Raw genomic sequence first — 14,330 nt, forward strand, 5'->3', positions numbered from 1 at the left:
ACCGGCCCGGCCTGAATCGTGTGTTGGCGATGGTGGCGGACGGCAGCGTGACGGTCGTCCGCGTCACCCATGAGGACCGTCTCGCGAGGTTCGGGCATGGCCGAAACCGCTCAAGATCCGTCGATGCGCGTCTCCACGCCCGAGCAGCACAAGGCGCTGGGGCATCCCTTGCGACAGCGCCTGCTGTTCTCCCTCGCCCGGCAGTCCGCAACCACCAGCCAGCTCGCCGCCGCGCTCGGCGTGGCGAAGGGCAGCATCGGGCACCACCTGAAAATCCTGCGCGAGGCAGGCCTTGTCCGCGTCGTCGAGACCCGGCAGGTACGCGGGGGCACCGAGCAGTACTACCGGCGCACCGCGCTGCGGATGGACATCGACGACCCTACTGGCGGCTCTACCAAGGCAGCGTTCGCTGGCTTCGCCGACGAACTCACAGCTGCCGAAGACCCACTGATGATCCTGCGGCACCTGCGCCTGACGCCCGAACAGGCCGCGAGACTGACCGCGGCGCTGACGGAGATCGCCGAGAGCGCCATCGACGACGGGCCCGACCAGCCCAGCTACGGCCTTCTCGTCGCCATGTACCGCAAATCCCCTGCCCCCGCGCATGGACATGACGTCTACTCAGCGAGAGCCTCTGCGGGCCCCGGACTGACTTCATGACTGCTCAGGCCGCGGCGTGGAGAGGTCGGCCGCCCCAGCGGATGCCCTTCCCGCTGCGGATGCGGGCGCGTTCTTTGCGCTGGGCGGCCAGGAGTCGATGGCGTTGGCCCAGGCGGCGTGGTCGGGGTGAAGCACAGCTCGACCTTGTTCTTCTTCGCCCCACGCGAACGTGCGCTCTGCCACCCACCGCCTCGGCAGCACCACGAACCCTTTCATGTCGTCGGTGCGCTTGACGATCTCCAGGGTCAGAGCGAGCTTGTCCCGGCACCAGCCGACGAGGTGGCCGGTGTAGCCGCCGTCGGCCCAGACGAGGGTGATGTCGCGGTGCAGGCGGCGCAGCCTGGTCAGCAGGCCCGCCGCGGCGTCCCGGTCGCCGATCTTCGCGGCGGTGACGCAGATGACCAGGAGCAGACCGAGCGTGTCGGTCACGATGTGCCGTTAGCGGCCCGGCACCTTCTTCTTCCCGCCGTCGTAGCCGCGTGAGGCGGCCGGCACTGTCGCGGCGGCCCGCACCGACTGCGCGTCGATGATCCCCGCCGTGGGCTCGGCCTCGCGGCCCTCGCGTTCACGGACCTTCCCTCGCAGCCGGTCGTGGAACTCGGCGATCAGCCCGTGCTCGCGCCAGCGGCGGAAAAAGGCGTAGACCCGGCCCCAGCCGGGGAAGTCCGCGGGTAGCGCCCGCCACGAGATCCCGCCCGCGACCAGATAGCGGATCGTATCCAGCATCCGGCGATGGCAATAGCCCTCGGGCTGCCCGCCTTTGCCCTGCGGCCAGGCCGGCACTTGCAACAACGGCCGGTCCTCCGCCCCCTTTTCATGCGCGTACCGCCGGAAGATCACCCGACCAGGAACTCCGTTCGATCCCACACGTTCCAATATCGGTTGAGATACGGCTCCTCAGGACGGACCGGTGGTTATCTGCCGTTGATGATCTATCGGCGCAGATCAAGCTGTTGATCAGCATCAAGGCACACGACGTACGGAGTTCAGCAAGCGTCTTGATCGAGACGCTTGAGCCAGGTCATGGCGCTGCTCACGACCCGTGGTGCGTGGGAACGAAGCGCGAGGTCGAGGTCGCTCAGGCTGGAGATTCAGGGGACGCGAACCGCATAGTGGCGGGCAGCCGGTCGGTGGTTCTCGAGCCCGGTGGTCTGCCCGGCCCGGTACTTGAGGCTTCGGTGCATCGGTTGGAGAGCCGGCCTTTGCGCGCCGGTTGGTGAATCTCCTGCGGACCCGGGCGGGCGTGAGCTTGTTCGGCTCTGTCGGCTTCTCCCAGGGCCGGTCGTGGACGCGCCCTTGACCGACCGCGAGTCGACGATCAGCGTGCAGGGATACGGGCCTCGTCCCAGGCCAACACGCAGACGGCGGCGAAGCTGGTCACGGATGTAGGTGATCACTCCGCGGCGGTTCAACCGCCGGAAGGGGCCGTGTCAGAGCGCGGTGAAAGATTCTGCGTTCATGGAGCGTGAGGGCCGTGAGTGCGGCGAGCGGGTCGCGATAGAAGAGATCATCCGTGCCCAGTTGGGAGTGGGGGCAGCTGAACGCTTCCTTCCCCTGATCATGCCATCTGTAGGGTTCGCCGTCCGAACAGACCTCCCTGACTCGGGTAGCCTGATCGGGGGCGTACCCCGAACCACCGAATCGTTCGAATGGCCCCACTATCACGGGCAGCCGATGGTGCTGCTGGCTCAGCTGGACTGCGGCCAGGCGGCACGACTGCTCGGCGAGGACTGGACGCTCCCTGCGGATGGACACCTGCTCTTCTTCCACGACGATGAATTCGCGGCGGAGTTCAGCTTCGATCTCGGCGATGACGGCTGCCGCGTCGTGCATGTCGTGGCCGGATCCGGCGGACTGCGGCATGAAGGCAACAGCCCCGTCATGCCGGCCCTGCCGCTGGAGGCCTTCACGCTGCCGTCGGTGCCAACCTGGGCAGATGCGCAAGCCGATCAGGCAGTTGGTGGCGATGTCATTGCCTTGATCAACCTTGCCGAAGCGCTGTCCGGCCTCCTGCCGACGCCGCGTCACCGTCTGCTCGGCTGGTGCGACACCAGCGGCACTCCCCAGCCGAAGGGGCATCGGCCGCTGCTCCAGATGGAGGCGGAAGCCAGCACTGCCTGGGGCGAGATCGTCAACGTCTCCTTCTGGATCCGCGACGAAGACCTGCGAGCCGGGAACCTCAGCAATGTCCGCCGATCCTACGAGGTCGCATAGTCCTTCGCAGGCATGCATCGTCTACTCCATGCCAACAAACGCCGCATTCTCGCGGGCGGTCGGAGTGCCTATGCGCGGCAGCAAGCTCGCGCAGGCAGGGACGTTGAGCTGGCGCGGAGTCGGCCCTCCGGGCGTCGGAACGTGAATCCGGGACGTCATCTGCCCGTTCAACGGGATCGGGTTGACGGGCCGTCTGCACCTTGCGGGGGTGGCCCCGACACAGCCTCAACGCCGCGAATGGCGGATCTTCAACCGCCCGAATCCCATCGTCCCGGAGATTCTGATTTTCGGCGCGCCGGGGCGGGAACGCCGCGGGGTCTTGTAGCGCAGGTCCTTCCACCCAGTGCGCAGACCCTCGACATCAACGATCGCATCGCGAGGCACCGTGATCCTGGCCCCACCGGTGCCGAGTTGCAACTGGATGTCGACGACCGGATGCTCGATGACAGCCCGGGTCAGATCCAGGCGCACCCGTCCGTATGCGGACTCGACCTTGAGGATCCGAGGCACCCGCCATGCGCCGCGGCGCTGGATCCGTCCGCTGGCGGCGACGATCGTTGACGTGGTGTCCGGATCCTCCACCGGGAGCGAGGCCAGAGCGGATGCGAGCTCGTTGTGCGTCTTGGCGGTGAGGACCTGGCCGAGACGTTCGTCCATCTCCTCGTGTGAGATGCGCTCCTCGGCATAGGCCTTCTGCAGGCGCCGCACGGCCGTCTCGCGGTCGTCTTCGCTGAGCCGTGGCAAGGGGTTCTCCTGCGGAGAGGTCACCGTTTCACTCTAGTGCGCGCTGATGAAGTCGACGTGCCGGGCCTTCCGGCGGATCTTTCCGGGCGCGCGCCGCCGGGCATCCTGCCGGGGCGCGGCTTGATGTGTGGAAGAGTCAGACGCCGTTGACCACGCCGGCCACACGAGGTCGAACCCTGTGGTCGAGAGGATCAGGAGTCGTGCCATGTCCGATGAGATCGCTCTTCGCCCGGTGACCGCCGACGATCTCGACCTGTTCGAGCGCGAGTTCAACGGGCCGGAGGGGACCGGCCAGTACCAGTGGTTCGGCTTCGGTTCACCGGCCGGCCTGCGCCGGCGGTTCGCGGAGACCGGCCTGCTCGGCCCCGACGGCGGCGTGCTCTCCGTCGCGGAGGCGGGCCGGACGGTGGGCCGGGTCGAGTGGTTCGCCAGCACCTGGGGGCGGCCCGCCACCTCCACCTGCTGGACCCTGGCGATCGGCCTGGTGTCCGCCGCGCACGGCCGCGGCATAGGCACCCAGGCCCAGCGACTGCTGGCCGAGTACCTCTTCGACCACACCAGGGCCGAACGACTCCAAGCCTGGACGGACTGCGCCAACCTCGCCGAGCAGCGTGCGTTGGAGAAGGCCGGCTTCGTCAGGGAGGGCGTGCTGCGCTCCGCTCAGTGGCGCGGCGGCCGGTGGCACGATCAGGTCATCTTCTCCATGCTCCGCGCGGAGCGGTCCAGCGGCGAACCGAGGTGAACACAAGACGGTGATCGACCTGACGCGCCTTCAGTTCCTGAGCTGGATCCTCGTCAGGCGCCCCCGTCGAGCACCTGCCCGAGCTGTCCCGCAGCCCCGCCGGGCAGCCGGTGTGCAGTGTTCTGGCGATCAGTTGAGGAACCTGACGAAGCACTACTGGGCCGTGTTTTGGAAGGTCGCCGCCCTTCGAGATGACGTGTGGGGCGGGGAGATCTGTCAGATGGTCAATAGGACGTGCCGGAGCCGCTTCTGCCGACCGCAGCGACGACGGGCAGGCCGTCCAGGTCGAAGCGGATGCTGATCGACGGAATCCGGTGGCGAGTGCGGCCTGGGCTCCGTGGCGGGATCTCCCGACCTGCTCTGGGCCCTGGCACACGGACTACAAACTGGTCCGCCGCCGTCAGCGCCTGGGAGTATGGGGAGGACTGCTCGCCAAGTTCCAGGCGCGAGCCATCGCGCGCGGTCGCATCGTGTGGGCGGTGCACGTCGACTCCACGATCTGCCGGACTCACCAGCACGCCTCCGGGGCACCCCGGGACGGCCAGGCCCGGAAGGAACCGCCTTGGCCGAGGGGAACCCGCGAGCCGCGATGAGTCCTGCGGCGTCCGGCGGTCGTGCTGTCGAACCCGTTGGCGAGGAGGACTTCTGATGCGCAGCGTGACCCATTCGATGAACGTCTCACTTGACGGCTACATCGTCGGGCCGGACGGCGACTTCGACTGGACGGCGCCCGACGAGGAGGTCTTTCGATTCTGGATCGACGAGATTCGACAGGTCGGCGTTCACCTGTTAGGACGACGGCTGTACGAGACGATGCTGTACTGGGAGACCGCCGACCAGGAGCCATCGCTCGACGACTCCATGCTCGAGTGGGCCGCGCTCTGGAAGCCGCTCCCCAAGGTGGTGTTCTCCACCACGCTGTCGGCGGTGCAGGGCCGAGCCCGCTTGGCCTCCGGCGGCCTGGCGGAGGAGATCGAGCGGTTGCGAACCGAGCTGGGGGACGGCGACATCGCGATCGGCGGCGCGACCCTCGCCGCCGAGGCGGCCGCATTGGGTCTGATCGACGAGTACCGGACCATCGTCTACCCGGTGCTGGTCGGCGGCGGCATCCCGTTCTTTCCCCAACGAGAGCGCCGGGTGGATCTCGAACTCGTCGAGACCCGCACCTTCAGCTCGAGAGTCGTCTACCTCCGCTACCGCGTGGCGCGCTAGGCCGTGTCTGAGAACGCCGCCGCCGCAGTTTGTTGGCCTGGGGCGGCTCCGGCCGTTGAGCCACGAGACGATCTCGTGCGCGATGTCGCTGATGTCGTCGCCAGTGGTGACATCGTGCTCGCGGTTACGGGTGTCACGGCGGACTACTTCGTAGCCCTCGCCCGTTCGAGGACGGCCGCTGAGACGTACCAAGCGGGGGCGTCCTCGTCGGGCTGGATGACGAAGAACGTGTTGTCGCTGTCCTTCAGGTCGTCGATCAGCATGTAGATGGCGTCTTCGGACGGGTCGTCGATGTGGTTCATTGCCACCCGGACAGGGTGACGGGACGGCGCTTGACGGACCAGGATCCGGAAGGTGCGTCACGTCACAACAGGACAAAGGTTCCTGATGCGGCGCCGGTTCGGGCTCGCGAGGGACACGCCGACCCGTTCGATGCGAGCTTGTGGCGGGACGGTGGCTGAGGTGACTTCGGTCGGTCAGCCTGCTGTCGGGCTCTGCGGGACCTGCGCTCGCACGAACCCGTGACTCCGCTCCACTTTCGCCACATGCAGCGTGTAGCTCTGGTACCACTCGACTTGCCCGCGCTTTTGCGCCGCGCGGTGCTCGGCGTTGCACCGCCACTCTGTGAGGGCGTCGGCGTCGCGGAAGTACCCGACGGTGATGGCCAGCCCGCCAGGAGTCTGCGCGTGGTCCATCCCCAGGAACCCAGGGACGTCCTTCACCAGGTCTTCCATGCGTGCGTTGGTCTCGCTGTAGCCGCTCTGGTCCTGGGTTCGCACCGTAGTGAAGACAGCCACGTAGTAGGGGGGTTCATAGGCCTGGACGGGCGCGACAGGCACTTCCGAGTGATTGCTCATGGCGCCACCGTAAAGCGGGATACGCCCAACGAACCAGCGTCTTTCCTGAACGGGATACATAAGGGATCGGGCTCTTGAACCAAAGCTGTCTGAGCTTTCCTCCAGCTCCCGGAAACGGCCTCGAGCCTCCCGGCTCACAGAACGGCGTGAAGGACGGGGAACACTAGGGCGAACGTCGGCTGATGCGGCACCAGGGCGTATGCCGTGTTCAGGTCTTCTTCCGCGCTCGCGGTTTCCGGAGTGGCGCGAGGCCGTCGAAGACGATGGCGAGCATCCGGTCTCGTACCTCCTCCGCGAGGTGGGCGTGTGCGGAGGCTCGTGATGTGGCAGCGAGCAAGGCGTACACCTCGGGCAGTTCGACGTCATCTCGTACGGCGCCGGCGCGTTGGGCATGCTGAAGCAGAGCACCGACGGCTTGACGCAGTCGGTCCGATGCCTGAGCGGCGTCGCCATCGTTGCCCCCACCGGCCTCGAGCAGGGCCTCGCCTATGGCGATTTTGCCGGTTGCGTCGGCGACGAGGTGGCTGAAGAAGTCGAAGAACGCCGCACCCGGGTCCGTGGCGCGAGACAGCGATTCGGCTTGCGCGCGCAGGCGATCGAACCGCTGCACGAGAACGGCCTCCAGCAGCGCCGCTTTGGTGGGGAAGTGACGGAACACCGTGGCGATGCCGACGTTGGCCAGGCGGGCCACCTCCTCGGTGGACGCAGACTGGCCGCCCTTGCCGAAGACCTCTTCGGCGACGTTCAGGATCCGCTCGCGGTTGGTTCGCGCGTCAGCGCGTCGCGGCCGTCTGCCGCCCATCTCTCGGTTGTCCGGGGTGCTCATCGCGCTTTCACTCGTATGCCGCTATCCGAAGTCGCGACTCCGTATCATCGGAGTCCGCACTTCGGATAGTACTTCGATCCCACTACACGTCGGCGCAGACGACAGGAGGGTGCCATGCCCCAAGTGCTCGGCCCGCGAGAGGTTTTCCTCGCGCTCGTGAACGGTGTCGCGGAGGGCCGTTGGAGCGAGCTGCCCGATCTGTATGCGGAGCAGACCCATGTCGTGCACCCGTTCCACCCACTTCGTGCTGCCGCGCTCCGTACCCGCGACGAACTGCGCGAACACTTCAGGCCGACCGATGCCGGCCCCCAACTGCACCGTCGGGCAACCAACATCACGATCCACGAGACGACCGACCCCGAGGTCATCGTCGCCGAGTTCGAGTACCGGGGAACAGTCGAGGAGACCGGAGAACCCTTCGCGCTGCCCGGCATCTTCGTCCTACGGGTGCGCGACGGCGAGATCGTCAGCTCCCGTGACTATTTCGACCATGTCACCGCCGCCCGAATCCGCGGACAGCTCGACGCGCTTGTCGCAGGCGCGCAGGCGCGCGGTGCCACTTCGGCCTAGCGTGTGTCGATTCAGCTCTTCATCAGAGGCTGCGGAGCCAGATGGGCACGCCGTGTAGGTGAAGTCCGGCAAGGTAGCTGGTCGGGGTCTTGTCGCAGCGGGTGGCGAGCCCCGGCCACTCCTTGATCTTGTCGATGCAGCGCGGAGTCGCGGGAGACGGGCCGTGCTCCCCGGCGGACCCTCTTCGTACGGCTGACGGCCGTCCAGCTGCCCGCCCACGCCCACCAGTTGAACCCGGTCAAGGGCATGTGGCCGCTGATCCGTTGCGGCCTCGCCAACGCCGCCTTCTTCGACCCCGAACACCTGATCGCTGCGGTCCGCCGGGCCTTGCGCGAGATCCCGTACCGGCCCTGGCACACCGGCGGCGCCCTGGCAGGCACCGGCCTCTGCCGCGGTTCAGCGCAGTGAGACATCGGGTGCGGTGTCCTCCGCGACGTGACGCCACTGCGACAGCCTTCGCAAACCGCGTCTGATCCCCTTCAGGTCCGGGACCATCATCAACACGGCCAACGCCGCCGACCGCGGCAGCAACTCCGCCTTCGGCCACTTTGACGTCTGCCCGCACAGATCGATCGGCACGTGGCCCTCGACCTCGTCGATGACGTATCCATACCAGTTGGCATCGAGCATCAGCGAGGTGACCGACCAGTCCGGCCCCACCCCACGATCAGCACCGGATCACCGCCGTCGTTCCTGGTGAACGTCACCGAGCCAGTCTCGTCGGCGAGATCATAGAGCGTCGGCACGTCAGCCCGAGCCACCAGGCGCCCCTCACGCGCACGTCCCAGGCGCCAATCCTCGAACAACAGGCGATCGGGCAGAGTCGTGACGCCGAACGTAGCACCGGTCAACCGGGCCCAACACACCGCCCGCAAGTCGGTCGACCACCGCCAACGCTGCCCCGACACTCCGACGACATCACCCTTTGAAGGTCAGCATCCGACTTCCAAGAGCGTCCCAATATCCCCCGACGTCCCGCGTTCCCGGTCTGGGAACCCAGCGCGACGCGAGCGCCGACGGACACATGGCCGTACGGCCCGCTGCCCCCGCTCCGCGGGCGTTGCGGCACCGTCGAGGGAATGACTCCATGTGCGGTCCCACTGCGAACGAGCCCCCGGCCGCTGAGAGGCACGGGGGCTCGGCACCGGGCTTACCGGTCGGTCGACGAAGAAGGCGACGACCACTGCGACGTCGTCATGGCCAGAAGATCACAGGCCCCGAAGTCTCCTCACCCACCGACTGCGACTCGCCACGGGCCATCGGCCTCGATGCGCAGCAGCCCCGGGATCTGGACGGGAGCGAGCACGTCGACGTGTCCGACCTCGTTGACGAGCAGTTCCTCGTCGTCCTGCGGCCAGTCGGGATCGGTCGACCGGATGTGGTGCCAGACGGCGAAGTTGCTCGTGCCGCCGTGCGCGAAGGACAGCACACCCGCCGGTCCCTCATACACCAGCAGGTCGGGCCCCCTGCCGTCGAGGGGGTGCGTCAGCCGTCGGGCGTGACCGAGCGGCAGCACCCGCAGGGTCCAGGGTGTGTCCGCACGGACGAGCAGAGACAGCGGGCGGTCCTCGGGGACGGGGGCGACGGTGCGACCGTGGACCTCGTCCTCGTAGGAGGACAGCAGGTCCTGGTCGCTGCGCCCATAGGCGTCGCAGGTATCCACATGTACCGAAATGCTGTCGCGGCACTCGATCTCGACGAGCACGCGGCCGCCCGGTGGGAGGGACGGCGGGCAGGTGACGCGCTGCTTGCCCCTGCCCTGCTGGACGAACGGTGGGAAAATCATGGCGAGTTCGGCCGCCAGCTGCGCAGCCGGATCGACCTCGACGGCAGGCGCGGCGTCGGCCATGGGTATGGGTACCGGCACGGCATCCGTCGTGCACGTGTGTGATGCGTACGTCGATGGGGCCTGCCCCATCGGTTGTGCCGGCTCGTCCTCCACAGTGATGCCGAAGTCCGTGGCCAGCCCGGCGAGTCCCGAGTCGTAGCCCTGACCCACCGCGCGGAATTTCCAGCCGCCGTTCCTGCGGTAGAACTCGCCGAAGACAAATGCCGTTTCCGTCGTCGCGTCGCCGATCGCGAAGGAGGCGACCGGCTGTCCGCTCGGCAGCTCCACCCGGACGCCCAGCTCGGGTACCCGGCCGAAGGGGCCTCCATCGGCGGAGGCAGCGACCACGACACGGTCGACGTCCGCCTCCAGAGCCGCCAGGTCGAGCCACAGCCGGTCGGTGGGCCCTGCGCCTCCCTCCTGCTTCTTGCCCAGGTGGCGCACTGTGCCGGAGGAGTGCGCGGGCTGGTTGTAGAACACGAAGTCTGCGTCGGAGCGGACGCGTCCCGTCCCGTCCAGTAGCAGCGCGGAGACGTCTACGTCCGGCACACCGGGGCCGTGCCCCCAGGTGACGACCACCTGGAGGGCTTCTGCGGGTACGGGCAGATTGCCGCCCTTGGGCATCTGGGTCATGGCGTGATCTTCACACAGCGCAACGCCCCATGGGGCGGATTCAACCACTCCGTCAGCCACAGGCGCACGCCGTTCCGGGGTTGCCCCGCCAACTCCGCATGCAAGGACCGGAAACAAGCACTTCCCTACGCCAGTTGGACTCCGAAAACTCCGGGGCAGCGCGCTGCTGGGCTGTCAAGCCCGGCGATATCGCAGGTCCACGGCCTGTGCCGGGTGGCCGCCGTGGATACGGGCCCAGCGGACCGGCTCGATACCGGGGCAGTCGAACAGCCGCACTCCGGAGCCGAGCATGACAGGCGCCAGATGCACGTAGAACTCGTCGATCAGGCCACGTTCCACGCACTGCCGGGCGATGTCCTGGCCGTGGATCTCCAGGTCCTTGCCCTCCGCGGCGGCCAGCCCGATCTCGACCGCCTCGGCCACATCGCAGTGGAGGAACGTCACTCCGGGATCCGGGATCGCGTCCTCGGGATGGTGCGTCAGCACGAACACCGGGCCACTCCACGCCCCGCCGTACGGCTGCTTGCTCGCCCGGCCGGGAAACTGCACAGCGACCGCGTCGTACCCACGTCGGCCACCCAAAACGGCACCCAGGCCGGCGATCGACTCCTGGTGGGTGCCTGGGCTGACCTTCATCCCGGACATCCAGTCCATCGAATGATGGGGGCCAGCCGCGAACCCGTCCAATGACATCGTCAAATGCCACAGCACCTTGCCCATCGGACTCTCCATTCGTCTCGGCCTGCCGGAATGGACCGCTCGGCGTGCCGAAACTCATCGGTGCACGATCGATTCGGTGAGCACGACGGTCGACGGCGGCGTCAAATGGGCGCTCGTCGGACGCAGTGGGCCTTGCCCTCGTCGGCGTCCAGGCCGCGATCGACGCCGTGGGGGACGACGTTCTGTCCGGGCTCGAGATGCAGGCGCGTGCCGTCGAGACGGACCTCGGCCTTGTCCGCTTCGAAGGACACCAGGTCGCTGATCCGGTCGACCTCCCGGTAGGCGTTGGCATACGACCAGGCGGCGCGACGTGCGTCGCCGATGTCGTAGTAGTCGCACAGGCCCTTGTAAGGGCAGAAGGTCTGGCCTTCGACGGGGCGCAGCTGGGTCTCGTCAGGACAGTCCCATGGCGCGCTCCAATCGGGGTGGGGGTGAGCGGTGGCCGCACCCCGGGTAGGGGTGGTTGGTGTCGACGGCCGGGGACGGTGCGCGGGCCCCAGCCCGGTTTCCCCGGTCAGTGAGACGTGGGGGATGCGGGCCCGGGGCGGGCAGGTGCTGTCATGAGCGTTGAACGTTGACGTGGAGGCGGTACGGCGCCTGATGAGGCGGATCAGGTAGTCGCGGCCGGCCGGGCTTTTGTGTTGGACGTCGTGGCCGGCCGGCGCTGAGACGCAGGCCCGGATGTCGTCGCCGCGTCGGCACCCGCCCCAGCTGTCGAGGGCTTGCATCGCGGAGTCGCGGGCGGCGCGCATGGTCAGAGGGGTGGAGCTGAGAACGTGTGGGGCGAGGTGTCGCATGGCGGGTCCTTTGCCGGCTGCGACGGGAGGGGGCTGTTGGTCCCCGGCCGCCGCAGCCGCCCCGACGCCCTGCGCGTCAGGCGAGGACGCGGCCGAGGAAGTCGCGGATGTGCTCGGCGATGGACTCGAGGTGGCTCTCCAGCGCGAAGTGGCCGGACTCGAGGAGGTGGATCTCGGCATCGGGCAGGTCCTGGAGGAACGCCTCCGCGCCCGCGGGGCCGAAGATCTCGTCGCCGGCGCCCCAGACCGCCAGCAGCGGGACCTGGGAGTCGCGGAAGTACTGATGGACCTGCGGGTAGAGGTCCACATTGGTGGGGTAGTCACGGAACAGCTTGAGCTGGATCTCGTCGTTGCCGGGACGGTCCAACAGGGCTTGGTCGTGTAGCCAGTTGTCCGGGCTGACCAGGCTGGGGTCGGCGACTCCGTTCACGTACTGCCAGCGTGTGGTCTCGAGGGTCAGCGCGCCGCGCATGGGGGCCTCGGTCTCCGGTCCCGGGGCCTTGGCATAGGCGAGGACGCCGTCCCAGAAGGGCTTGACGAAGCCCTCTTCGTAGGCGTTGCCGTTCTGGGTGATGATCGCGGTGATGCGCTCCGGGGCCTGGAGGGCGAGACGCCAGCCGATGGGGGCGCCGTAGTCCTGCACGTACATCGCGAACCGGTCGATGCCCAGGCGCTGGAGCAGGCCGGAGGTGATCTCGGTGAGGGCGTCGAAGGTGTAGGGGAATTCCTGCACGGCAGGCATCGCGGACTGGCCGAACCCGATGTGGTCGGGGGCGATCACGTGGTAGCGGTCGGCCAGCGCCGGGATCAGGTGGCGGAACATGTGCGAGCTGGTCGGGAAGCCGTGGAGAAGCACGACTGCGGGTGCCTGGGGGTCGCCGGCCTCCCGGTAGAAGACCTCGAGACCGTTGACGGTGGCTGTGCGGTGGTGGACCGCGGGAACCATATCCCTAACCCCTCTATCGAGATTCAGTGGTTACACATCCAGTCGAGCACGCTCCATCTAACCTGTCAAGATACTTTTAGTGGTTATGCCGCAGCGGGGGTGCCGACGCGACCTTGCGGCGAGACGGGGCCATCTGCGGGTGACGGTCGTGGTGGGGGCCGCGGTGGGCGTGCTGTTGGCGTTGCCGGCGCGCTCGCTGCCGATCAGCCTGGTGGTCGGCTGGGCCTTCGCCGTCTCCGCGGCCACGCTCTGTCCCCTGCTGCTCCTCGGTATCCGGTGGCGGAGGCTGACGGCGGCCGGTGCCGGTGCCGGACTCGTGGTCGGCGGGGTGTCGGCCACCGGTGCCGCGGTGACATCCGCTCTCGGCGCCGCCCCCGCGGGCTGGCCCGGGGCCCTCCTCCAGCGACCCGCCGCCTGGTCGGTGCTGCTGGCCTTCGCGGCCATGGTCGTCGCCTCCCTGCTGGGACGGCCTCCCCCGGCGCGGAGGCCCTCATGCTGGCCATGCACGTGCCCGAGCCTGCAGAGCCGGGCCGACGGGGGCGTTGACGTCCGCCGGGTGGGGCCCGTCCGGAGCGGTGTCGCCGTCCGCGATCCGCCATCCGCCTTCTGCCTTCTGCCTTCTGCCTTCTGCCGCCCGCGGAGGCGATCCGGGTGGGCCGTTGCCGTTTCCCGCCAGCCGACCGTTCGTCGTGGTCCGGCGACCGTTCGTCGTACGCGGCCCACCACCGGTAGGACCGTCCTTGCCCGCGCGGTGCTCCGCCGAACACGGTGGACGCACTGGCACGCACGACGGAAGGCACTTCATGGACCTCCTCCTCATCGGCCCGCCCGGCGCGGGAAAGGGCACCCAGGCGACCCGGCTGCGGCAGGCCCTGGGCATCCCCCATCTGTCCACCGGGGACCTGCTGCGCCGCCATGTCACGGAAGGGACCCGGCTCGGCGCCGCCGCTGCCGCACATATGCGGCGCGGTGATCTCGTCCCCGACGAGCTGGTGACCGAGATGGCCCTGGACCAGATCCTGGGCCCGTCCTGCGCGGCGGGCGTGGTGCTGGACGGGTTCCCCCGCACCCCCGCGCAGGCCGAAGCCCTCGACACCGCCCTGGCTGCCCACGGGCGGCGGCTCACCGCGGTTCTCCACCTGAACGCTCCCGCTCGGACGCTGCTGCGCCGCCTGACCGGACGTCGAACCTGCGGCGGCTGCGGAGACAGCTACCACCTGGACACCAGGAAGCCGCGCACCCCTGGTCGGTGCGACAGTTGTGGGCACCGCCTCGTCCAGCGCGCCGACGACACCGCGGAGACCGCACGCACGCGCCTGGCGGTCCACACACGTCTGACGCGACCGCTCCTCACGCGCTACCGCCAGGCAGGTGTTCTCCACGAGGTCGACGGCTGCGGAGACGTAGGCGACATCACCCGACGCCTCCTGGCCGCTCTGGCTCCGGACACCGCGGGCTCCTCGGCCTGCTGAGCCCGGGCAGCCACCTAGTGTCCTGAGTCTTTATTTCGCTATTGAAGTAGGCTGGGCTCATGGCGCGTATGGGTCGGCCGACGGTCGAGGTGGTCCTGACGGACGAGGA

17 protein-coding genes and 5 pseudogenes are annotated in these 14,330 nt (G+C 68.3%); 8 read left to right on the forward strand and 14 right to left on the reverse strand.

Annotation, left to right across the window (positions count from 1 at the left end; genetic code table 11):
• Nucleotides 1-96 precede the first annotated feature (96 nt).
• A complete protein-coding gene (locus AB0M27_RS43130) occupies nt 97-660 on the forward strand; it encodes a winged helix-turn-helix domain-containing protein (protein ID WP_365730944.1) in 564 nt (187 codons plus the stop codon).
• 4 nt (nt 661-664) lie between these two features.
• Here AB0M27_RS43130 and AB0M27_RS43135 read toward each other — a convergent pair.
• From AB0M27_RS43135 to AB0M27_RS43150, 4 genes and pseudogenes are all read right to left on the reverse strand, one after another.
• Nucleotides 665-763: pseudogene (locus AB0M27_RS43135) on the reverse strand (integrase); the annotation flags it as partial.
• Between the two features lie 110 nt (nt 764-873).
• Nucleotides 874-1,089 (reverse strand): annotated as a pseudogene (locus AB0M27_RS43140) (transposase); the annotation flags it as partial.
• 9 nt (nt 1,090-1,098) lie between these two features.
• A complete protein-coding gene (locus AB0M27_RS43145) occupies nt 1,099-1,527 on the reverse strand; it encodes a transposase (protein ID WP_365730945.1) in 429 nt (142 codons plus the stop codon).
• 211 nt (nt 1,528-1,738) lie between these two features.
• A pseudogene (locus AB0M27_RS43150) lies at nt 1,739-1,941 on the reverse strand (hypothetical protein); the annotation flags it as partial.
• A gap of 177 nt (nt 1,942-2,118) precedes the next feature.
• Between AB0M27_RS43150 and AB0M27_RS43155 the strand changes: the two are divergent.
• Nucleotides 2,119-2,874 (forward strand): DUF1963 domain-containing protein, encoded by a 756-nt coding sequence (locus AB0M27_RS43155; protein ID WP_365730947.1) that lies wholly within the window; start codon nt 2,119-2,121, stop codon nt 2,872-2,874.
• 225 nt (nt 2,875-3,099) lie between these two features.
• Here the strand turns inward: AB0M27_RS43155 and AB0M27_RS43160 are convergent, their stop codons facing one another.
• Nucleotides 3,100-3,642, reverse strand: a complete 543-nt coding sequence (locus AB0M27_RS43160; RefSeq protein WP_365730949.1) for a DUF1707 domain-containing protein — start codon at nt 3,640-3,642, stop codon at nt 3,100-3,102.
• A 181-nt stretch (nt 3,643-3,823) separates the two neighbouring features.
• On the opposite strand from AB0M27_RS43160, the gene AB0M27_RS43165 reads away from it, so the two are divergent.
• Nucleotides 3,824-4,360 carry a GNAT family protein gene (locus AB0M27_RS43165; RefSeq protein WP_365730952.1) on the forward strand — a complete coding sequence of 179 codons (537 nt, stop codon included), beginning with the start codon at nt 3,824-3,826 and terminating at the stop codon, nt 4,358-4,360.
• A 648-nt stretch (nt 4,361-5,008) separates the two neighbouring features.
• Complete coding sequence (locus AB0M27_RS43170; protein WP_365730954.1) at nt 5,009-5,572, forward strand: dihydrofolate reductase family protein; 564 nt, start codon at nt 5,009-5,011, stop codon at nt 5,570-5,572.
• Between the two features lie 143 nt (nt 5,573-5,715).
• Here AB0M27_RS43170 and AB0M27_RS43175 read toward each other — a convergent pair whose 3' ends face one another.
• From AB0M27_RS43175 to AB0M27_RS43185, 3 genes are all read right to left on the reverse strand, one after another.
• Complete coding sequence (locus tag AB0M27_RS43175; protein WP_365730956.1) at nt 5,716-5,880, reverse strand: hypothetical protein; 165 nt, start codon at nt 5,878-5,880, stop codon at nt 5,716-5,718.
• A gap of 168 nt (nt 5,881-6,048) precedes the next feature.
• Nucleotides 6,049-6,429, reverse strand: coding sequence for an antibiotic biosynthesis monooxygenase (locus AB0M27_RS43180; protein ID WP_365730958.1), 381 nt, complete (start codon nt 6,427-6,429; stop codon nt 6,049-6,051).
• 208 nt (nt 6,430-6,637) lie between these two features.
• Nucleotides 6,638-7,255, reverse strand: coding sequence for a TetR/AcrR family transcriptional regulator (locus AB0M27_RS43185; protein ID WP_365730960.1), 618 nt, complete (start codon nt 7,253-7,255; stop codon nt 6,638-6,640).
• A gap of 114 nt (nt 7,256-7,369) precedes the next feature.
• On the opposite strand from AB0M27_RS43185, the gene AB0M27_RS43190 reads away from it, so the two are divergent.
• Nucleotides 7,370-7,825, forward strand: coding sequence for a nuclear transport factor 2 family protein (locus tag AB0M27_RS43190; RefSeq protein WP_365730962.1), 456 nt, complete (start codon nt 7,370-7,372; stop codon nt 7,823-7,825).
• 22 nt (nt 7,826-7,847) lie between these two features.
• Here AB0M27_RS43190 and AB0M27_RS43195 read toward each other — a convergent pair.
• Nucleotides 7,848-7,967, reverse strand: a pseudogene (locus tag AB0M27_RS43195) (IS5/IS1182 family transposase); the annotation flags it as partial.
• 86 nt (nt 7,968-8,053) lie between these two features.
• Between AB0M27_RS43195 and AB0M27_RS43200 the strand changes: the two are divergent.
• Nucleotides 8,054-8,233, forward strand: a complete 180-nt coding sequence (locus AB0M27_RS43200; RefSeq protein ID WP_365730964.1) for a hypothetical protein — start codon at nt 8,054-8,056, stop codon at nt 8,231-8,233.
• On the opposite strand, the gene AB0M27_RS43205 is transcribed toward AB0M27_RS43200, so the two are convergent.
• From AB0M27_RS43205 to AB0M27_RS43225, 5 genes are all read right to left on the reverse strand, one after another.
• Nucleotides 8,222-8,455: a hypothetical protein gene (locus tag AB0M27_RS43205; protein ID WP_365730966.1), complete on the reverse strand. Its 234-nt coding sequence runs from the start codon at nt 8,453-8,455 to the stop codon at nt 8,222-8,224. The genes AB0M27_RS43200 and AB0M27_RS43205 overlap by 12 nt on opposite strands.
• A 598-nt stretch (nt 8,456-9,053) precedes the next feature.
• Complete coding sequence (locus AB0M27_RS43210; protein ID WP_365730968.1) at nt 9,054-10,286, reverse strand: TerD family protein; 1,233 nt, start codon at nt 10,284-10,286, stop codon at nt 9,054-9,056.
• A gap of 174 nt (nt 10,287-10,460) precedes the next feature.
• On the reverse strand, nt 10,461-11,018 hold the full coding sequence (locus AB0M27_RS43215) for a dihydrofolate reductase family protein (RefSeq protein WP_365730969.1): 558 nt from the start codon (nt 11,016-11,018) through the stop codon (nt 10,461-10,463).
• An 89-nt stretch (nt 11,019-11,107) separates the two neighbouring features.
• Entirely contained in the window at nt 11,108-11,803 is a 696-nt protein-coding gene (locus AB0M27_RS43220; protein WP_365730973.1) for a DUF427 domain-containing protein, read from the reverse strand.
• 76 nt (nt 11,804-11,879) lie between these two features.
• Nucleotides 11,880-12,749 (reverse strand): alpha/beta hydrolase, encoded by an 870-nt coding sequence (locus AB0M27_RS43225; protein WP_365730975.1) that lies wholly within the window; start codon nt 12,747-12,749, stop codon nt 11,880-11,882.
• Between the two features lie 85 nt (nt 12,750-12,834).
• On the opposite strand from AB0M27_RS43225, the pseudogene AB0M27_RS43230 reads away from it, so the two are divergent.
• Nucleotides 12,835-13,062: pseudogene (locus AB0M27_RS43230) on the forward strand (cation acetate symporter); the annotation flags it as partial.
• Nucleotides 13,063-13,552: 490 nt separating this feature from the next.
• Complete coding sequence (locus tag AB0M27_RS43235) at nt 13,553-14,221, forward strand: adenylate kinase (protein ID WP_365730977.1); 669 nt, start codon at nt 13,553-13,555, stop codon at nt 14,219-14,221.
• The last annotated feature ends 109 nt before the right edge of the window (nt 14,222-14,330 follow it).

The organism is Streptomyces sp. NPDC052107, assembly GCF_040680215.1.
Classification (GTDB): domain Bacteria; phylum Actinomycetota; class Actinomycetes; order Streptomycetales; family Streptomycetaceae; genus Streptomyces.